The following is a 20011-nucleotide window of genomic DNA, read 5'->3' on the forward strand; positions in this document are numbered from 1 at the left end:
TGCGTGCCTGCACAGCGTGGTGCGGCCGCTCCGATCCGTCATCCCCTGCGAAGGTGGAACACGTGAAGGCTATCCGTCGATTCACCGTGCGCCCCGTCCTCCCCGAGCCCCTCATGCCACTCGCCGAACTCGCGCGCAACCTGCGCTGGTCGTGGCATACGGAAACCCGCGAACTCTTCCAATCCGTCGACCCCGAGGGCTGGCGGGCCGCCGGCGGCGACCCCGTCCGACTGCTCGGCTCCGTCTCCGCCGCCCGGCTCTCCGAACTCGCCGCCGACCGGCGCTTCCTGCGCCGGCTCGCCGTCGCCGTCGCCGACCTCGACGACTACCTCCACGGCGGCAGGTGGTACCAGACCCACGAGAACAACGGCGGCCTCCCCGCCGCCATCGCCTACTTCTCCCCCGAATTCGGCATCACCGCAGCCCTTCCCCAGTACTCCGGCGGACTCGGGATCCTGGCCGGCGACCACCTCAAGGCCGCCAGCGACCTCGGCGTCCCCATCGTCGGCGTCGGCCTGCTCTACCGGCACGGCTACTTCCGCCAGTCCCTCTCCCGCGACGGCTGGCAGCAGGAGCACTACCCGGTCCTCGACCCCCAGGAGCTGCCCCTCAGCCTGCTCCGCCAGGAGGACGGCACCCCCGCCCGCGTCACCCTCGCCCTCCCCGGCGGCCGGTCGTTGCACGCGCACATCTGGCAGGCCCGCGTCGGCCGCGTCCCGCTGCTCCTGCTCGACTCCGACGTCGAGGACAACGACGCCGGCGCCCGCGAGGTGACCGACCGCCTCTACGGCGGCGGCAGCGACCACCGCCTCCTCCAGGAGATGCTGCTCGGCATCGGCGGCGTCCGGGCCGTCCGCGCCTACTGCCGCATCACCGGCCACCCCGCCCCCGAGGTCTTCCACACCAACGAGGGACACGCCGGCTTCCTCGGCCTCGAACGCATAAGGGAACTGGAAGGGGAGCGCGGCCTCGGCTTCGAGGCCGCCGTCGAAGCCGTCCGCGCCGGGACCGTCTTCACCACCCACACCCCCGTCCCCGCCGGCATCGACCGCTTCGAGCGCTCCCTGGTCGCCCGCCACTTCGGCGACGGCGGCGAACTCGCCGGCCTGCCCGTCGACCGGATCCTGGAACTCGGCGCCGAGTCCTACCCCGGCGGCGACCCCGGGGTCTTCAACATGGCCGTCATGGGCCTGCGCCTCGCCCAGCGCGCCAACGGGGTCTCCACCCTCCACGGCGCGGTCAGCCGCGGCATGTTCGCCGGGCTCTGGCCGGGCTTCGACGCGGCCGACGTGCCCATCACCTCCGTGACCAACGGGGTGCACGCCCCGACCTGGGTCGCCCCCGAGGTGATGCGGCTCGGCACCCGTCAGATCGGCGCCGGGCGCACCGAGGACGCCCTCGCCGTCGGCGGCTCCACCCGCTGGGACGCCGTCGCGCAGATCGCCGACCAGGACGTGTGGGACGTACGGCGCTCCCTGCGCGAGCAACTCGTCCAGGAGGTGCGCGACCGGCTGCGCGCCTCCTGGAAGCAGCGCGGTGCCGCCGACGCCGAACTCGGCTGGGTGGACGGCGTCCTCGACCCGGACGTGCTCACCATCGGCTTCGCCCGCCGCGTCCCCTCGTACAAGCGGCTCACGCTGATGCTGCGCGACCCCGATCGGCTGCGCGCCCTGCTGCTGGACCCCGACCGCCCGGTGCAGATCGTCGTCGCGGGCAAGGCGCACCCGGCGGACGACGGCGGCAAGCGGCTCGTCCAGGAGCTGGTGCGCTTCTCGGACGACCCGCGCGTGCGCCACCGGATCGTCTTCCTGCCGGACTACGGCATGGCCATGGCGCAGAAGCTGTACCCGGGCTGCGACGTCTGGCTCAACAACCCGCTGCGGCCGCTGGAGGCCTGCGGGACCAGCGGGATGAAGGCCGCGCTCAACGGCTGCCTCAACCTGTCCGTCCTGGACGGCTGGTGGGACGAGTGGTTCGAGCCCGACTTCGGCTGGGCCATCCCCACCGCCGACGGCCTCGGCACGGACGAGGAGCGGCGCGACGACCTGGAGGCGGCCGCCCTCTACGAGCTGATCGAGAACCGGGTGGCCCCCCGCTTCTACGACCGGTCGGGCCGCAGCGGGCTGCCCGACCGGTGGATCGAGATGGTCCGGCGCACCCTGGTGTCCCTGGGCCCGAAGGTGCTCGCGGGGCGGATGGTACGGGAGTACGTGGAACGGATCTACGCCCCCGCCGCGCTCTCCCACCGCGCCCTGACCGCCGACGCGGCCCGGGACCTGGCCTGGTGGAAGGGCCGGATCCGGGCGGCCTGGCCGAGGGTCGCCGTCGAGCACGTGGAGGCCGTCGCCGCGACGCCGGTGGGCGGTACCGCCGAGCTGGGGGCCACCCTCACGCTGCGGGTGCGGGTGGCGCTGGACGCGCTCGCGCCGGAGGACGTGGAGGTGCAGGCCGTCGCGGGACGGGTGGACGCCCAGGACGTGATCAAGGACGGGCGGGCCTTCCCGCTCAAGCCCTCCGCCGGTCCCGACCTGGAGGGGCGCTGGGTGTACGAGGGCCCGCTCGCCCTCGACCGGACGGGGCCCTTCGGCTACACGGTACGGGTGCTGCCCACGCACCCGCTGCTGGCGACCCCGGCCGAACTGGGCCTGGTCGCGGGCCCGGTGGTGGACGCCGAACGGGCGGGCGGCGTCCTGCTGCGGTGAGGGCCGGGTGGTGAGGCCCGGGCGGTGACAGCCGGGTGGTGACGGCCGGGGGTACGGCCGGGTGGTGAGGCCCGGGTGGTGAGGGCCGGGCCTCGCCGCCCGGGGGTCAGGGGGCGGGCGGCGGGTCCACCAGCCGGCCGTCCTCGACCAGCATCCCGGCCCGCTTGAGGGTCCGCAGGTTCGGGATCACCTCCACCTGCCCGATGCCCGGCACCGCGCCGATCCGCTCGGTCAGGTACGTGTACAGCGCGTCGGTGTCCCGGCACAGCACCACGGCCAGCAGGTTCGCCGCCCCGGTGATGGCCGCCGCGAACGGCACCTCCGGATGGCCCGCCAGCGCGGCCCCCACCTCCGCCAGCCGGGCCGGCGGCACGTTCAGCAGCAGGGAGGTGTCCGTCTCGAAGCCCAGGTGCTCGGGGATGATCTCCACGTCGAAGAAGACCGCCCCGCGCTCCCGCAGCCGCTCCAGCCGGCGCCGGGCCGTGGACTCCGACAGCCCCGAGGCCTTGGCCAGTTCCGGATAGCCCGCCCGGCCGTCCCGCCGCAGCACCCCCAGCAGTGCCAGCTCGGCCTCGTCGAGGGTGTAGCGTGCCTGCCCGTACTCCGGCGCGAGCGGCGGCGGGCGCAGGGCGGCCACCTGGTCCGGGCGCAGCCCCTCCAGCCCCGCCCAGACCCCGGGGCCGCCGATGTACTTGCGCAGGACGGTGTGCGCGCTGATGGCCGTCACCCGCCGGGTGCGGGGCAGCTTCTCCAGGAGCAGGGCGTCGCGGTCCTCCCGGGTCCGGGCCCGGGTCATGCAGTGGATCTCCGTACCGCCCGAGTTCAGCGACACCCACGCGATGTCCGGCCGCCGGGCCAGCGCCTCGGCCACCGCGACCGCCGCGTCGGGTGCGCACTGCACGCGCAGCCAGGACTCGAACAGCCCGACCCGGCTCCCGACGGGCAGTCCGACGACCCGCAGCAGGCCGTTGCCGCGCAGCCGGTGGTAGCGCCGCACCACGGTCTGGTCGGAGACCTCCAGCACCTCCGCGAGCCGGCTGAAGGGCGCCCGCCCGTCGATGGACAGGGCGTGCGCGAGGAGCCGGTCGAAGGCGTCCAGCTCGGTGGGGCGGTTTCCGGCCCGGAGTGTGGGATGCATGGTTTCCATCATTCCAGGCGCCTCGATAACGAGAATTCTGCGGAAGGGCCCTTCCGGGTGGGTGATTCGGGGACCCACTGCCACGGTGGGGCGACCACAGCGAAGATCCCGCCGGGCACCGACGACCCCGGCTCGGAAGAACCAAGAGGAGAAGACCCATGCGCAAATGGCTGCCGCTGACGGCGGTGTGCATCGGGGCGTTCATGCTCCTGGTCGACGTCACGATCGTGACCGTCGCCCTCCCGGACATGGCCGCCGACATGCACACAGGCTTCTCGGGGCTCCAGTGGGTGATGGACATCTACGCCCTCGCCCTCGCCGCCCTGCTGCTCGGCTCGGGCTCGCTCGCCGACCGGATCGGCCGCCGCCGGGTCTACCTCGGCGGGCTCGTGCTCTTCGCCGGCGCCTCCCTCGTCTGCGGCCTGGCCGACGGGCCGGGGGCGCTGATCGCCTTCCGTGCCGTCCAGGGCATCGGCGGCGCGGCGATGGCCGCCACGTCCATGGCCCTGCTCAGCGCCTCCTACCAGGGCCGCGACCGGGGGATCGCCTTCGGCGTCTGGGGCGCGGTCAACGGTGCCGCCGCGGCGGCCGGGCCGATCGTCGGCGGGCTGCTCACCGAGCACTTCGGCTGGCGCTGGATCTTCTTCATCAACCTGCCGCTGTGCGCCCTGGCGGTGTTCGTGACCCTCAGGGCGGTGGCGGAGTCCCGCGACCCGCGCGCCCAGGGGCTGGACCTGCCCGGCATGGCCACCTTCACCGTGGGGGCCGGGGCCCTGACGTACGCGCTGATCCGGGCCGGTGAGGACGGCTGGACCTCGCCCGCCGCCCTGGGGCTGTTCGCCCTGGCTGCGGTGGCGTTCGCCGCCTTCGTCCTCGTCGAGCTGCGCGGCTCCCGCCCGATGCTGGACCTCTCGCTCTTCCGCAGCCCGGCCTTCGCGGCGGTCATGACCGCGGGACTGCTGACTTCCGGGGCGGCGTTCTCGTACCTGATGTACGTCTCCCTGTGGCTGCAGTCCGCCGAGGGGATGACCCCGGTGGGCGCCGGTCTGGCGCTGGTGCCGATGAGCCTGGCGGCCTTCGTCGTCGCGGCGGTGGCCGGGCGGCTGCTGCACGGGGTCTCCGCACGGCTGACCATCGGCGGCGGACTGCTGCTGATCGGCGCGGGCGCGCTGCTCCAGGCCTGGATGCTGGACGCGGGCGACAGCTGGCCCGCGCTGGTGCCGGGGCTGGCGCTGACCGGGGTCGGCGTGGGCGTCTCGATGCCGGCGCTGGCGGCCACCGCCATGGGGGCGGTGCCGCCGGCCCGGGCGGGCATGGCCGGCGGTGTGCTGAACACCTCGCGGCAGCTGGGTACGGCCCTGGGCATCGCGGTGCTGGGCGGGGTGTTCCACGCCGGGCTGAGGGACGGGCTCGCCGGCCGGCCGGCGGGCACCGCCGACGCGCTGGCCTCCGGCGGGGCGGGGCGGCTGCTGGCCTCCGTGCCGGGGGCGCGGGCGTGGGTGGATGCGGCGTTCGCGAGCGGGCTGCGGGAGGCGTTCGTGGTCTCGGGGGCGCTGGGCCTGGCCGGAGGCCTGGTGGTCCTCCTCCTGATCCGCCGCCCGACGGCGCCCGCCGCCCCGTCCGGGGCGGCCGTCCCGGCCCAGGCGCAGCGCGTTTCCAGCCCCGCCGGCGACTGAGGCGCGGGGTCCGGGGCGGCCCCCGGAGAACGGGTGAAGGGCGGGGCGGGGAGGCGGCCCCGCGCGGCGGACCAGGAGGGTGAACCTCCGAACACCTGGCGCATGGCGCCACTGCGGAGCCCCCGCCGACTCCTAGGCTGCCCCGCGGACCCCCGCCCCGCGAGAAACGGACCCCGCCATGCGCCTGCGCCCCACCGCGACCGCCGCCGCCACGCTCCTCGCCTCCGCCGCCCTCGTCCTGCCCACCGCGGGCCAGGCCCTGGCCAACGGCCACGACGACCTCGGCGAGATCCATTACCGGCTCCCGGACGACGACGGCAGCCGGACCATCGAGCCGGCCGACAACGACACCTGCTACCGGCTGACGGGCACCGGCCGCGACCGCGCGGCCTACGCGGTGTGGAACGAGACCGATTCGCTGGTCCTCGTCTTCCGCGACGAGAGCTGCGGCGGCGAGGCCCAGGAGGTGCTGCGGCCGGGCGAGCGCGCGCACGACCTGAACGCCCGCTCGGTCTACCTCAAGCCGACCGACGACGACCACCACCACGGCCGCCACGACCGCGACGACGACTGGGGCGACGAGGACCGTGCCCGGCCCCGCCAGGAGCGCGGCAAGGACCGCGTCGTCTTCGACAAGGCCTTCCTCGAAGCGGCCTTCCGCTCGATCGGCTGACCCGCAGCAGCACATGGAACAGGGCCGCCCGGGGAGGTTTCCTCCCGGGCGGCCCCGTGGTTTCAGCGGTTCAGCCGTGGTTCACTCCCTGCCCCGAGGGGTCAGAAGGTGAGCTTCCAGCTGTCGATCTTGCCCGTGTCCAGGCTGGCGTTGTCGTTGACGCGCAGCTTCCAGACGCCGTTGGCGACCTCGGAGGAGGCGTCGACGGTGTAGCTCTTGATGATGTTGTCGGCGCTGCCGCCCGAGCGGTTGTGCAGGTTGTAGACGCTGCCGTCAGGCGCCACCAGGTCGACCTTCAGGTCGCCGATGTAGGTGTGCAGGATGTTGACGTCCACCTTGAGGGTGGACGGCGCGTTGCCCGAGCGGGTGACGGTGATCGGGGACTCGACCGTGGCGTTGTCGTTGATCGCGTAGTCGGTCGTGTTCTCGAACACGTTCTGCTGCGCGGTCCCGACGGTCCAGGTGAAGGACGCGGTGCCCGTCTTGCTCGCCGAGTCGGTGACGGTCACGGTCACGTTGGACGTGCCCGCGGTGGTCGCCGTACCGGAGATCAGACCGGTGGAGGAGTTGATCGACAGGCCGGCCGGCAGGCCGGTCGCCGAGTAGGTCAGGGCGCCCGCGTTGGTGCTGGTCGCCTGGACCTGGAGGCTCACCGGGGTGTTGATCACGGTGGTCTGGTTCGGGATCGCGGTGACGGTGACCCCGTCGTTGATGCGCGGGCCGACGTTGATGGCGGCCCAGGCGTTGGCCACGTTGTTGTACGTGGCCGAGCCGGCGCCGTACAGGTCGGCGGCGGCCTTCAGGGTCTGGACGCGGGCGTCGGCGTAGTTGGTGGTCGACTTGAAGTAGCCCACCGTCAGCGCGCGGAACCAGATCTTCGCGGCGGCGTCACGGCCGATCGCGGTGACCGGGAGGCCGTCGGAGGTCGGCGAGTTGTAGCTCACGCCGTTGATGACCTTGGCGCCGGAGCCCTCGGAGGCCAGGTAGAACCAGTGGTTCGCCGGACCCGAGGAGTAGTGGACGTCGATCGAGCTGATGCCGGAGTACCAGGCGTCCTTGGACGCGCCGTCCTTGCTCGGCTTGTCCATGTAGCGCAGCGGGGTGCCGTCGCCGTTGATGTCGATCTTCTCGCCGACGAGGTAGTCGCCGACGTCGGCCGGGTTGTTGGCCCAGAACTCGACGGCCGCGGCCATGATGTCGGAGGTGGCCTCGTTCAGACCGCCGGGCTCACCGCTGTAGGTCATGTTGCCGGTGACCGAGGTCAGACCGTGGGTCATCTCGTGCGCGGCCACGTCGATGGAGGTGAGGGGCTTGTTGTTGCCCTCGCCGTCACCGTAGGTCATGCAGAAGCAGGAGTCGTCCCAGAAGGCGTTCACGTACGCGTTGCCGTAGTGGACCCGGCTGTACGGGGCCACGCCGTCGTTGCGCAGGCCGTTGCGGCCGTGGACGTTCTTGTAGTAGTCCCAGGTCAGCTGGGCGCCGTAGGCGGCGTCCGCGCCGGCCGTCTCCTTGTTGGAGGGCAGGCCGTTGCCCCAGACGTCGGTGGTCTTGCTGAACAGCGTGCCGGTGCCGGACGAACCACCGTTGAGGTTGTACGTCTTGTGGCCGCCGCGGGTGCCGTCGGTCAGCGTGTAGTTGCTGCCGGACAGGGTGGTGCCGAGGGTGACCTGGCCGCTGTACTGCGTGTTGCCCGTGCCGGTCTCGACGGACTGCCACTGGCTGATCTTCGCGCCGGTCTTGGCGTTGGTGATCACGTGCAGCCGGCTCGGGGTGCCGTCGTCCTGGAGCCCGCCGACGACCGTCTCGTAGGCGAGGACCGGAACGCCGTCCGCGGCCCAGATCACCTTGCGGGCGCCCTTGTCGGCCTTGGACTGCTTGGAGCCCTCGGAGTTGGCGGCGGCGACCGCCTGGCCCTCCGCGTCGGCCGCGCTGACCGTGGCGTTGGTGTCGGAGACCTTGATCTCGTGCTGAGTCGCCTTGGTGACGCTCTTGGTCACCCCGCCCTTCGCGTGGACGGTCAGGTCACCGCCGAGCACCGGCAGACCGTCGTAGGTCCGCTCGTAGGTGGTGTGGGTGGTGCCGTCGGCGTCCTTGACCACATCGCGGACGATCAGCTTCTCACCGCTGCCGAGGCCGAGCGCCTTGGCGGCCTGCGCGGTGGTCGAGTTGGCCTCGCTGATGAGCGTCGCACGCTCCGAAGCGCTGAGTACGACATTGGCCGCGCCCGGGTTGGGCTGGGCGGCCGTGCGGGTCTGCGACGCGGTGGCGTCGGCGGCGGCGGTGGCGGTACCGGCCTGCATACCTACGGCGACCAGGGCCGCCGCGGCTACGAGTGCGCCGGCCGCGGTGGCACGCCGCTGGGGGGTGGGACTCAACGCAGACTCCTTCTGCAAGGGGGGTTCCGGATGGCTGGGTGGGCCACCGGGCAGATCAGGGCTGTGCGATGAACGGATCAGAGCGTGACAGCTGGAGTGTCCAATGTCAGGGCCACATCAAAAGGTTGGCTGGAAACGGTTCGTTGTCCGAAGAGACGTATCCGGTATCCGAACCATTCACCTTCGCGTGCGAAGGAACTCCGGATGCGGTGGAACGGTTGGTACCGGTTGCTAACCCTTGGGTAACAAGAGGCCCCGTTCACCCAAACGGCATTTACCGTACGGGTGTTTGTCGTACTGTTTCCCGGTGCGACAGATGTTCGTTGCCTGGGGAAGCAGCGGACATGCGCCAGCGACATAGACCACGTGCCAGGGGGGCCCATGAGGCATGTCCATTTTCCTGCGCAAAGAGTGGCCGCGGCGGCCGGTGGTTCGGACGGGCCCCAGGACGCCCCCGCGCGGCGCATCGGTGACAAGGCCCGCTGGTACCTGCCCGCCGCCGTGGGTGCCGACTTCGCCGGCGCTGCCGTGCCCGTCGGCCTGGTCTTCGACGCGGCGCAGCAGGCCAGGCCCGTGTACTGCGCCCTCGGTGCGGCCCTCGCCTGGGCCGGCGTACAGGCCCTGCGGCGACGTTACGCCACCCGGGCCCTCGGAGAATCCCGCGGAGTGCTGCCCGTCGTCCACGACTGGCTGATTCTCATCGGCGTCCTGGCCGTCGTCCGCGTGCTCACCGGGGAGAGCACGCCCCGGCTGGCCGCCCTCGGGGCACTGCTGCCCGCCCTCCTGGTCACCGTCGCCTGCCGCAAACTGACCTACCGTCACCTCCACGCCGCCCGCCGCGAGGCCCAGGCCGTCAGCCGGGTCCTGGTCGTCGGCGAACCGGCGGCGGCCGACCACGTCATCGCCCACCTCGCGGCGCGCACCGACCACCCCTACGTGGTCGTCGGCGTGTGCCCGGTCGGCGAGGGCGCCCCCGAAGGCGGCGTGCCCGTCGCGGCCCGGCTCGGCGCCCGGATGCCCGAGGCCCCGACCGAGGACCCGGCCGCCGTGCTCGGCGCCGTCCGCAGCCACCACGCCGACCTGGTGCTGGTGGTGCCCGGGGCGCGGATCGCGGGGGAGCGGCTGCGCCGGGTGGCGTGGGCGCTGCACGACGAGGGGCTGGAGATGGCGGTCTTCCCCGGCCTGGTGGAGGTCTCCGTCAAGCGGCTGGAGACCCTGTCCGCCGGCGGGCTCGCCGTGCTGCGGGTCGCCCCGCCCGTGCGCCGGGGGGCCCAGCCCCTGCTCAAGTCGGCGCTCGACCGGGTGGCGGCCGCGGCCGGACTGCTCCTGCTGTCACCGCTGTTCCTCGGGCTGGTGCTCGCCATCCGCCTCGGCTCGCGCGGCCCGGCCTTCTACAGCCAGCGCCGGATCGGGCGCGACGGGGTCCCGTTCGTCATGTGGAAGTTCCGCACCATGGTGGAGGACGCCGACCGGCTCAAGGCCGAGCTGTCGGCGTCCAACGAGAACGACGGGCTGATGTTCAAGATGCGCCGCGACCCCCGGGTGACCCGGGTGGGCCGGCTGCTGCGCCGCACCTCGCTGGACGAACTGCCCCAGCTGTACAACGTGCTGACGGGCAGCATGTCCCTGGTCGGCCCGCGGCCGCCGCTGCCCGAGGAGGTGGCGCAGTACGACGAGGTCGAGCTGCGCCGGCTCACCGTGCGGCCCGGGATGACGGGGCTGTGGCAGATCAGCGGACGCTCCGACCTCTCCTGGGACGAAACGATTCAGCTCGATCTCCAGTACGTGGACAACTGGTCCTTCACCAGCGACGTCGACGTCATGGGCCGTACCCTCCGCGCCGTCGTCGACGGTCGCGGAGCGTACTGAGGGGCCGGCGGCGTTGACGTCAGTTCTGCTCCAGCCACCACCGGTAGGTGGAGGCGATGCCCTCGCGCAGCCCGATGCCGGGCTTCCAGCCCAGCGCGTTCAGGCGGGACACGTCGAGCAGCTTGCGCGGCGTGCCGTCCGGCTTGGAGGTGTCCCAGGCGAGCCGGCCCTCGAAGCCGGTCACCTCGGCGACCGTCTCGGCCAGCGCCCTGATGGTCAGGTCCTCGCCGCAGCCGATGTTGACGGGCTCGTCCCCGTCGTAGCGCTCCAGCAGCACCGCGCAGGCGGCCGCCAGGTCGTCCACGTGCAGGAACTCGCGGCGCGGGGTGCCGCTGCCCCACAGGGTGACCTCGTCGCGGCCCTCGGCGGCGGCCTCGTGGAAACGCCGGATGAGCGCGGGCAGCACGTGCGAGGACTCGAGGTCGAAGTTGTCCCCGGGGCCGTAGAGGTTGGTGGGCATGGCGGAGATGTAGGAGGCGCCGTACTGCTTGCGGTACGACTGGACCTGCACGATGCCCGCGATCTTCGCCAGGGCGTAGGCCTCGTTGGTCGGCTCCAGCGGTCCGGTCAGGAGGGCGTCCTCCGTGATGGGCTGCGGGGCGAGCTTGGGGTAGATGCAGGAGGAGCCCAGGAACAGCAGCCGGCCCACACCCGCGGCGTGCGCGCCGCCGATGACGCTGAGCTGGATCCTGAGGTTGTCCTCCAGAAACTGCACCGGGTAGGTGCTGTTGGCCATGATCCCGCCGACCTTGGCGGCGGCCAGTACCACGGCGTCGGGACGGACGTCCCTCAGGTACGCCTCCGTCGCGGCGGCGTCGCGCAGGTCGAGGTCGGCGCGGCCGCGGGTGAGCACCTCGTGCCCGTCGGCGGTCAGGCGGCGGACGACCGCGGAGCCCACCAGGCCGCGGTGTCCGGCGACGAAGACGCGGGCGTGCGGGGGCAGGAGCGGCTGCGGATTAGTCATACCGCCGATGATGCCAGTCCGCCGCGGCGGGCCGGTGCGGGCTTAGGGTGTCCCACCCGCCCCACAGACCACACACCGAGGCGAAGCCTCACAAAGAACAGCAACAACGGACCCCAGGGGGACCCATGGGCAAGACCGCACTGATCACCGGCGTCACCGGACAGGACGGCTCGTACCTCGCCGAGCTCCTGCTCTCGAAGGGCTACACGGTGCACGGGCTCGTGCGGCGGTCCTCCAGCTTCAACACGGAGCGGATCGACCACGTCTACCAGGACCCGCAGACGGCGAACCGTTCCTTCGTCCTGCACCACGCCGACCTCTCCGACGGCGTCGCCCTGGTGAACCTGCTGCGCGACATACGCCCCGACGAGGTCTACAACCTCGGCGCCCAGTCCCATGTCCGGGTCTCCTTCGACGCCCCCCTCTACACGGGCGACGTCACCGGCCTCGGCGCGCTGCGGCTGCTGGAGGCCATCCGGGCCAGCGGCGTCGACACCCGGATCTACCAGGCCTCGTCCTCGGAGATGTACGGCTCCACCCCGCCCCCGCAGAACGAGGACACCCCCTTCCACCCGCGCAGCCCCTACGGCGCGGCGAAGGTCTTCGCGTACTGGACGACGGTCAACTACCGCGAGGCGTACGACATGTTCGCCGTCAACGGGATCCTCTTCAACCACGAGTCCCCGCGCCGCGGCGAGACCTTCGTGACCCGCAAGATCACCCGTGCGGTCGCCCGGATCAAGGCCGGCCTCCAGGACCACCTCTACCTCGGCAACCTCGACGCCGTCCGCGACTGGGGGTACGCCCCCGAGTACGTGGAGGCCATGTGGCGCATGCTCCAGCAGGACGAGCCGACCGACTACGTGGTCGCCACCGGAGTCGCCGCCACCGTACGGGAGTTCGTCGAGTCCTCCTTCACCCACGCCGGCCTCGACTGGAACGAGCACGTCCGCTACGACCCCAAGTACGAGCGCCCCAGCGAGGTCGACGCCCTCATCGGCGACGCCTCCAAGGCGCGCGAGATCCTCGGCTGGAAGCCGATGGTCCTCGTGCCCGAACTGGCCCGCATCATGGTCGACGCGGACGTCCGGCAGGTCGAGGACCAACTGGCGGGCGCCACCGTACGCATCGACCGCTGAGGCCGTATCCTTCGCCTACGATTCGCCTACGATTTGCCGTGTCCCGGTCATGTCTGCGTTGTTCCGCGGCTCTGACCGGGGCCAACCTGCCGTATGTCGGCGTGGACTCCTCCGAACCGGCCCCCGTTGACCCCAAGTTGGTATGCAGTGGGTCAAGTGAGGTGACCGGGACGTCACCCGAGTCCTAGTCTGCGTCGGATACACACGGCTGTTCGTACAGTTCCAGCCATCAGACCGGGCGATTGCCCTGGGGGGCTCATGCGTAGATCCAGAGGGCTGACTGCTGCCCTCGTCCTGTCACTGGCCGGCGCCGGCGCCGGCATGGGGGTGGTGCTGATGCCCTCGGCATCGGCCCTGACGCCGCCAGTGGCCTTCACCGCCGACGAACTGCCCACCTGGCAGCCGGACGGCGTCGTCTTCGCCATGGCCCAGGCGAACGGCACCGTCTTCGCCGGCGGCACCTTCTCGGCCGTCCGCCCGCCCGACGGCGCCGCGGGCACCGAGCAGGAGGCCGTGAACTTCGTGGCGCTCGACGCCGCCACCGGCAACCCCACCGCCTGCAAGCTGGCCTTCACCGTCGGCGACGGCACCGCGACCGTCCGGGCGCTGACCGTCTCCAAGGACGGCAAGACCCTCTACGCGGGCGGCTACTTCGGCGCAGTCAACGGCACCCCGGTCTCCAGCCTCGCGGCCGTCGACATCGAGACCTGCACCCCCAAGGCCTCCTTCCACCCCGCCGTCCCCGCCACCGTGCGCGCGCTCGACGTCACCGACGACACCCTCTACATCGGCGGCGACTTCGCCACCGTCGAGGGCCAGACCCGCGAGCGGTTCGCCGCGGTCGACGCCGCCTCCGGCGCCCTCAAGCCCTTCACCGCCAACGCGGACGAGCCGGGCCGGGCCGTCAAGGTCAGCAACGACGGCAAGAACGTCCTCCTCGGCGGCGACTTCTTCACGGTCAACGGCTCCAACTCGCACGCCCTGGCGGTCGTCAACGCCACCACCGGCGCGGTCACCAAGACCTACGGCAACATCCCGTCGAACTCGGTCGTCAAGGACATCGCCGCCGACGCCACCGGCTACTACACCGGCAACGAGGGCTCCGGCGGCGGCGTCTTCGACGGCCGCATCGGCCTGGGCCTCGACTTCAACGAGAAGTGGCGCGACCGCTGCCTCGGCGCGACCCAGTTCGTCCTCCCCTACGACGGCGTCCTCTACAGCGCCTCGCACGGCCACGACTGCTCCACCGAGCTGGAGTTCCCCGACGGCAAGCGCAACTTCCTGATGGCGCAGCCCACCGACCACACCGGCACGCCCCCCGCCCCCGTGGACGGCTTCGTGCGCGGCCCGCGCAAGCTCGGCTGGCACCCCACCGCCAACGACGGCATCGGCGAGGGCATCGGCCCGCGCGTCATGGCCGTCGCGGAGAAGGCCGACGTCAAGTACCTCTGGGTCGGCGGCGAATTCACCCAGATCAACGGCAAGCCGCAGGCGGGCCTGACCCGCTTCGCCAACACCGGCGACGTCGGCGCGCCCACCACCCCGGTCGCCAGCGCCGCCGCCATCAAGCCCGGCGAGGTCCAGGTCCGCTGGCGCACCAGCTACGACCAGGACGACAGCAAGCTGACCTACCGGATCTACCGCAACGGCTCGGCCACCCCGATCCAGACCATGACCGCCGACTCCCTGGAGTTCGAGCGGCCCCAGGCCTCCTGGACCGACACCACCGTCAAGGCCGGCCAGTCCTACACCTACCGGGTGACCGCCACCGACGGCGCCGGCAACACCAGCGCCCTGTCGGCCACCGCCTCCGTGACCGTCCCGGCCTCCGTCGCGGCCTACCCGGACAAGGTCCGCGCCGACGGCGCCAGCCTGTACTGGCGCTACGACGACACCGTCAGCCCGTACGTGGCCGACTCCTCCGACGGCGGCAACACCAGCGGCATCCAGGTGGGCGCCCCGGCGCTGAACCAGAGCCCGGGCGCCGTCACCGGCACCAGCACGGCCATGGGCTTCAACGGCACCAGCCAGCAGGTGTACAGCGACCACCGCCAGTTCGTGAGCAGCAGCTTCACCGTCGAGACCTGGTTCAAGACCAACACCACGCGCGGCGGCAAGCTGATCGGCTTCGGCAACAACACGGTCAACAACAGCGGCTCCTACGACAAGCAGCTGTACATGACCAACACCGGCCGCCTCGCCTTCGGCGTCTACAACGGCTCGACCCGCACCATCACCACGGGCCTGTTCGAGACGTACAACGACAACAAGTGGCACCACGTCGTCGGCACCCAGGGCCCCGGCGGCATGACGCTCTACGTCGACGGCCAGAACAAGGGCACCAACAGCGCCACCACCTCCACCCCGTACGCCGGCTACTGGCACGTGGGCGGCGACAACCTCAACAGCTGGCCGAACCGCCCGACGAGCAACTTCTTCGCCGGCCAGATCGACGAGACCGCCGTCTACCCGACGGCCCTCACCCAGGCCCAGGTCAAGAGCCACTACGACCTCGCCAAGGCCCCGGCCGACACGGTCTCCAAGGTCCCCGCGGCCGAGGACACCTACATCAACCAGGGCGCCCCGGCCACGGCCTACGGCACCTCCACGCAGCTCGCCGTGCGCGGCACCTCCGCGTACGAGTCGTACCTGCGCTTCACCCTCCCGGCCGCCCCGGCCGGACAGGTCCTGAAGGCCGCCTCCCTCCAGTTCAAGACCTCCACGCAGACCGGCGCCGGCACCGCCGACACCGTCTCCGTGGTCCCGGTCACCGGCACCTGGAGCGGCGCGGGCACCACGTTCAACACCAAGCCCACCCTCGGCACCACCCCGCTCGGCAGCATCGGGGGCGTGCCGGACGGCTCGGCGATCCAGAACGTCGAGCTCGACACCGCCGCGCTCTCCGCGGCGCTGGGCAGCAGCTACAGCCTCGGCCTGACCAGCACGGGCACCGACGCGCTGTGGCTCTGGTCATCGGAGTCGACCGCCGCGGACGCCGCTCCGCAGCTGGTCCTCACCTTCGGCCAGAAGTAACCACCCGAGACGTACGGGGCCCGGCGCTTCGGCTGCCGGGCCCCGTACGCCTTCTCCTCTCCACGGGAGCCCCGATGCACCTCCGCTCCGCGGCGGCGACCACCGCCCTCCTCCTGGCCTCCGCCCTGACCCTCACCGGATGCAGCTCCTCCGGCGACACCAAGGCCGACGCCGCCCCGGCCAAGCCGAAGCCGCCGGCCGCATCACCGGCCCCCGACCCGGCGGACGCCACCACGCCCCCCGCCACCGCGGACCCGAACGCCAAGCCGACCGGCCCGGTCCTCCCGGACGCGCAGCTCACCCCGAAGACGGGCAGCTTCAAGGCGAACGAGAAGCAGTACCTGAGCGGCCGCGTCCCGAACAAGACCGACCCCGCGGCCGTCCTCCAGACCGGCCAGGAAACCTGCCAGCGCGTGGAACGCACCGCCAAGCACGACAAGGACGCCGCGGCCGCGGCGATCGCCTCGGGCGAGCTGACGGGCGCGAGGGACGCGATCACCTACCTCTGCCCCGACCAGAAGCCGATCCTGGCGACGGCGGAAAGGGGCTTCCCCGACGGCTCCAGCAAGGACCCAGCCTCGGGCATCTACCGCGCCGTCACCCAGTCCACCACCTGCACCTGGGAGGCCAAGGACACGGACGGCATCGCCCTCGCCTGGGGCCCGGATGCCCCGCCCAAGCCGGGCGACAGGATCACGGCCGCGATCCCCGCAGGCACAGCCACCTTCACCTCGACGAACTGCTACGCCTGGCTCCCGGCGTAACCCCACCCGCCCCCGGACGCCGCCGCACCCCTTCCCGGTCGGCGGCGTCCGTGCGTCGTCAGGAGAGCAGCGAGATGTTGCCGAGCGCCGTGGACCACTCGATCCCGGAGGCGGGCCGGATGTAGGCAAGCCGCACCCAGTGCTCCTGCCCTCCGAAGGTGCACACCTGTTCATACACGACGGCCATCAGCCGGCCCGTCCCCTTGCTCGGGATGTCCATCACGGTCCGCCCGAGCCATGGGTGCCACTCGTGTCCGAAGGCGTCGTCATAGGTCATGGGAGTCACCAGCCATCCCGCTCACTCCTGGTCGGGGAGCGGCAGAGGCGAGGAACCGTGCCCAGCCGCGTGCGGCCCGCGCGAGCAGGTGGGGGCTCGGGTCGGGAGGGGGTTGGTGCAGGGGAACCTTGCCGTCGCTGCCCGTGCGCGTTTCGTCCATGACTGCAGGAAACCGCTCGAAGTAGTGGACGCATCACGGTCCGTATGGACGTTAAGGGACGTCTCGATCTACGGTGAAAACGTCCTGGCGTCCCGGAGGGAAGGCCAAGTCCATGGCCAACGAGCGTCTACGCGCCGCCATTTCGGCGAGCTCGGCCACCATCCAGTCGGTTGCCGCCCAAGTCGGGGTGGATCCGAAGACGGTGGAGCGCTGGATCACGACGGGCCGGACGCCGCACCGGTCCCATCGCTGGAAGGCCGCGACGTTCCTCGGTGTCGACGAGCTCTACCTCTGGCCGACGGTCGCGCGGCAGGCCGAGACGGCGAGCGCCTCCGAGCTGGTCACCTACTACCCGCACCGCGGTGTAGTACCGGTCGACCTGTGGTCGTCGTTGATCGACAACGCGGTGAGCCACATCGAAGTCCTCGTCTACGCGGGCTTGTTCCTCTTCGACGGCCATCCCGAACTCGCGGACTGGCTGGCCCGGAAGGCGCGGGCCGGAGCACAAGTGCGCATCCTCCTCGGCGATCCCGCCTCCGAGGTGATCCGGCAACGAGGCGAGGAGGAAGGGATCGGCGCGGACCTCGCCGCGCGCTCGCGCATGACGCGGCGCTATCTCGATCCGGCCATGACGACCCCCGGAGTCGAGGTCCGACTGCACGAGACGATCCTCTACAACTCGCTGTACCGCTTCGACGACGACGTACTCGTCAACCCCCACGTGCTCGGAGCGCCCGCAGGCCAGAACCCGGTCCTGCACTTCCGCTACATCCCGGGCGGCCGGAGCTTCCGGCACTACATGAAGAGCTTCGACTACGCCTGGGAGCGCGGTACGGCGGCCTAGGCTGGTCGGCATGGCCCGAGTGGACTACTTCAACGACCCGAACGCGCCCGAGGCGAACAGCATCGTCCCGTCCGTGACCGTCGTGGCCCTGGACGGTGAGGGGCGGGTCCTGCTCATCCACAGAACCGACAACGGCCTGTGGGCCCTGCCCGGCGGGGGTGTGGACACCGGCGAGTCCGTCGCGGAGGCCGCCGTACGCGAGACGCGTGAAGAGACGGGGTTCGAGGTCGAGGTGACCGGCCTCGTCGGTCTGTACACCAACCCGCGCCACGTCATCGCGTACGACGACGGAGAAGTCCGCCAGCAGTTCTCGATCTGCTTCTCGGCCCGCATCGTGGGCGGCGTCCGCCGGACGAGCAGCGAGAGCCGAGAGGTCGCCTTCCTCGCCCCCGGCGACCTCGATGACATGCGGATCCATCCGTCCATGCGGTTGCGCATCGAGCACGGGCTTTCCCGGCGGACCGAGCCCTACATCGGCTGACCGGCCAAACGGGCGTGGGTACGGGCGACCGCTGCCGCCAAGGCCGGCACCGCCGTGCTGATCGCCGTGTGGACCTCACTGCCCGGCGGGTACCTGGTGAGGATCTCGCCGATGCGGTCCGCGAAGACGAGGCGCTGGCCGGCCGGTCCGGTCGTCATGTCGGCGCAGGTGAGGGCGTCCAGGAGCACCGGATCACCCCGGTCGTACGCGTCGAGTTCCGCCGAGAGCCCCCGCTGCTCGGCCTCGTACACAGCTCCCGAGTGGTGGGCGACCAGGCTCACGAGCCGTGCCGGGACGCCCCGCGTCGCCAGGTACCTGGCGCCGTCGAGGGGGTGGAACCCGGTGTCACGGAGCGCAGGGGCGTACCCGATGTCGTGCAGCCACGCCGCCGCCACCAGCAGTTCCCCTTGCGCCGAGGGAACGGCCGCGGCCAGCTCACGCGCGCGCTCCGCGACTGCCTGAGTGTGCAGCCAGCGGTCGCCCAGCGGAGGCAGGAGGGACGCGGCCAGCCCGGCCGCTCCCCGGGCGGAGTCCAGTGCGGATGGAACCATGGCATCCACCGTATCGATCTGCGCCCCTCCCGCCCCTAGAGCCCGTCGTCAAAGTGATCTTGGATTGTGGATCACGGAGTGGTGATATGCCGCCATGAACTGTCCGATGCCGAATGGGGCCTCATACGTCCGTTGCTGCCCCGGCCTGCGCTGGGGCGGCTCCGGCTGGACGACCGGATCGTCCTCAACGGGATCGTGTGGAAGTTCCGCGCCGGTGTTCCCTGGCGGACGTCCCTGAGCAGCAACGTCGTGGAACGGTGCTTCAACCGCCTCAAGCAGTGGCGAGGCATCGCCACCCCCTACGACAAGACCGCCCAGTCCTACAAGGCAGCCGTCACCCTCGCATCGATCCTGATGTGGACGGATCTTTGATGCCGTCCCTAACCGACAAGGCGGCGGCGCCAGTCCAGGGGGCTGACGGTGATGGCCCGGCCGGGGTCACGGTCCCACTCGGCGTGGAGGCCGACTGCTGTGAGGGCAGCCACGACCTCGTGGCCGATGGCTGCAGTGGTCTCGGACGAGCCGTCGAAACCGCCGTAGAGGAGCATCAGTCCGTGGCCAGCTGCGGCAGAATCTGTGCACTGGGTGTGGAAGTAGACGAAGCCGCGGGCTTCGGTCCCTCCTTCACCGTCGATCTCGGCCTGGCCGCAATTACGGCAGCAGGTGAAGTTTTCGCGGGAGGTGATTCCGGCCTCCTGCAGGGCGGTGAACGCGCGAGTGAGCCGTTCAGGGTCGGTCTCGCCCTGCCATGCGGCTTGCTCCGCGACCCGCTCCAGCCACAACCGGTCGGCCAGCGCCTCCGCCTGCTCGCGCGAAACGGGCCGGCGGTCCTTGGTGACCAGGTATTCCTCCGCAAGCTCGGCCAGTTCGGCGCGGGAGGCGTAGCCGCAGACCAGCACTTCGCGGACGCGCTTCTCCAACTCCTCGCGTTCGTCTTCGTCGAGGTCGAGCGGTGGCACCTCGCGGGCGGGGCCCATGTCCAGCAGCGACCAAGGCAGGCCATCGCCCCAACCGGCCTCCTGGCGGGCCCAGCCGGTAATCGCCGCAACCACGTCCTCGGGCCCGTCGGCCATCGCCTGGAAATGCCGTTCAGCTGAACCGTCGCGGTACTCGAGCGTGTAATCAGTACCGGCCTTGTGCCAGACCTGGGCGAAGACATCAGGCAGGTCGGGTATCCGCTGGACCACCAGGAACCGGTCACCCTCGCCACCGATACGCCGGACCAACCCAGCCAGCTCCTCGGCAGACACACGGACGTACCGCTCCCAGTTCTCCGTCTTCACCACGATCTCGAGCATGCGCAGACTCTGACATACCCCTCTGACTGCGAACCTACCGGGATTCGATCAGCCCTGATCCTGGGTG

The 20011-nt window shown here is 71.4% G+C and carries 16 protein-coding genes; 10 read left to right on the forward strand and 6 right to left on the reverse strand.

Translation table 11 applies throughout. The features are described 5' to 3' along the window. Positions 1-62 precede the first annotated feature (62 nt). Positions 63-2702: an alpha-glucan family phosphorylase gene (gene glgP / locus BX286_RS25370; protein ID WP_079429839.1), complete on the forward strand. Its 2640-nt coding sequence runs from the start codon at positions 63-65 to the stop codon at positions 2700-2702. 106 nt (positions 2703-2808) lie between these two features. Here glgP and BX286_RS25375 read toward each other — a convergent pair whose 3' ends face one another. Next, complete coding sequence (locus tag BX286_RS25375) at positions 2809-3840, reverse strand: Lrp/AsnC family transcriptional regulator (protein WP_121016393.1); 1032 nt, start codon at positions 3838-3840, stop codon at positions 2809-2811. A 158-nt stretch (positions 3841-3998) separates the two neighbouring features. Between BX286_RS25375 and BX286_RS25380 the strand changes: the two genes are divergently transcribed. Beyond that, the gene (locus BX286_RS25380; protein ID WP_121016394.1) at positions 3999-5516 is read left to right on the forward strand and encodes an MFS transporter; all 1518 of its coding nucleotides are present in this window, start codon (positions 3999-4001) and stop codon (positions 5514-5516) included. Between the two features lie 178 nt (positions 5517-5694). Beyond that, a complete protein-coding gene (locus BX286_RS25385; RefSeq protein WP_121016396.1) occupies positions 5695-6189 on the forward strand; it encodes a hypothetical protein in 495 nt (164 codons plus the stop codon). A 101-nt stretch (positions 6190-6290) separates the two neighbouring features. Here BX286_RS25385 and BX286_RS25390 read toward each other — a convergent pair whose 3' ends face one another. Continuing rightward, entirely contained in the window at positions 6291-8564 is a 2274-nt protein-coding gene (locus tag BX286_RS25390) for a M4 family metallopeptidase (RefSeq protein WP_079429843.1), read from the reverse strand. A gap of 381 nt (positions 8565-8945) precedes the next feature. Here BX286_RS25390 and BX286_RS25395 point away from each other — a divergent pair, with 381 nt between their 5' ends. Next, complete coding sequence (locus BX286_RS25395; protein ID WP_079429844.1) at positions 8946-10433, forward strand: sugar transferase; 1488 nt, start codon at positions 8946-8948, stop codon at positions 10431-10433. 19 nt (positions 10434-10452) lie between these two features. Here BX286_RS25395 and BX286_RS25400 read toward each other — a convergent pair whose 3' ends face one another. Continuing rightward, positions 10453-11397 (reverse strand): GDP-L-fucose synthase, encoded by a 945-nt coding sequence (locus BX286_RS25400; protein ID WP_079429845.1) that lies wholly within the window; start codon positions 11395-11397, stop codon positions 10453-10455. 125 nt (positions 11398-11522) lie between these two features. Here BX286_RS25400 and gmd point away from each other — a divergent pair, with 125 nt between their 5' ends. From gmd to BX286_RS25415, 3 genes are all read left to right on the forward strand, one after another. Continuing rightward, positions 11523-12536, forward strand: coding sequence for a GDP-mannose 4,6-dehydratase (gene gmd, locus BX286_RS25405; RefSeq protein ID WP_121016398.1), 1014 nt, complete (start codon positions 11523-11525; stop codon positions 12534-12536). 258 nt (positions 12537-12794) lie between these two features. Then, the gene (locus tag BX286_RS25410) at positions 12795-15569 is read left to right on the forward strand and encodes a LamG-like jellyroll fold domain-containing protein (protein WP_121016400.1); all 2775 of its coding nucleotides are present in this window, start codon (positions 12795-12797) and stop codon (positions 15567-15569) included. 74 nt (positions 15570-15643) lie between these two features. After that, a complete protein-coding gene (locus BX286_RS25415) occupies positions 15644-16333 on the forward strand; it encodes a hypothetical protein (protein ID WP_121016402.1) in 690 nt (229 codons plus the stop codon). Positions 16334-16391: 58 nt separating this feature from the next. Here the strand turns inward: BX286_RS25415 and BX286_RS25420 are convergent, their stop codons facing one another. After that, the gene (locus BX286_RS25420; protein ID WP_100862840.1) at positions 16392-16610 is read right to left on the reverse strand and encodes a hypothetical protein; all 219 of its coding nucleotides are present in this window, start codon (positions 16608-16610) and stop codon (positions 16392-16394) included. A gap of 272 nt (positions 16611-16882) precedes the next feature. Between BX286_RS25420 and BX286_RS25425 the strand changes: the two genes are divergently transcribed. Together BX286_RS25425 and BX286_RS25430 are read left to right on the forward strand one after the other, a co-directional pair. After that, the gene (locus BX286_RS25425; protein WP_079429850.1) at positions 16883-17614 is read left to right on the forward strand and encodes an XRE family transcriptional regulator; all 732 of its coding nucleotides are present in this window, start codon (positions 16883-16885) and stop codon (positions 17612-17614) included. Positions 17615-17624: 10 nt separating this feature from the next. Continuing rightward, positions 17625-18095, forward strand: a complete 471-nt coding sequence (locus BX286_RS25430) for an NUDIX hydrolase (RefSeq protein ID WP_079429851.1) — start codon at positions 17625-17627, stop codon at positions 18093-18095. Here BX286_RS25430 and BX286_RS25435 read toward each other — a convergent pair. After that, positions 18083-18646: an HD domain-containing protein gene (locus BX286_RS25435; RefSeq protein ID WP_079429852.1), complete on the reverse strand. Its 564-nt coding sequence runs from the start codon at positions 18644-18646 to the stop codon at positions 18083-18085. The genes BX286_RS25430 and BX286_RS25435 overlap by 13 nt on opposite strands. A gap of 81 nt (positions 18647-18727) precedes the next feature. Here BX286_RS25435 and BX286_RS25440 point away from each other — a divergent pair, with 81 nt between their 5' ends. Continuing rightward, complete coding sequence (locus BX286_RS25440) at positions 18728-19018, forward strand: transposase (RefSeq protein WP_261993645.1); 291 nt, start codon at positions 18728-18730, stop codon at positions 19016-19018. Positions 19019-19026: 8 nt separating this feature from the next. Here the strand turns inward: BX286_RS25440 and BX286_RS25445 are convergent, their stop codons facing one another. Further along, positions 19027-19944, reverse strand: a complete 918-nt coding sequence (locus BX286_RS25445) for a DUF6891 domain-containing protein (RefSeq protein WP_121016404.1) — start codon at positions 19942-19944, stop codon at positions 19027-19029. Positions 19945-20011: the final 67 nt, after the last annotated feature.

Origin of the sequence: Streptomyces sp. 3211.6 (assembly GCF_003634815.1) — a bacterium.
Taxonomy (GTDB): Bacteria; Actinomycetota; Actinomycetes; order Streptomycetales; family Streptomycetaceae; genus Streptomyces; species Streptomyces katrae_A.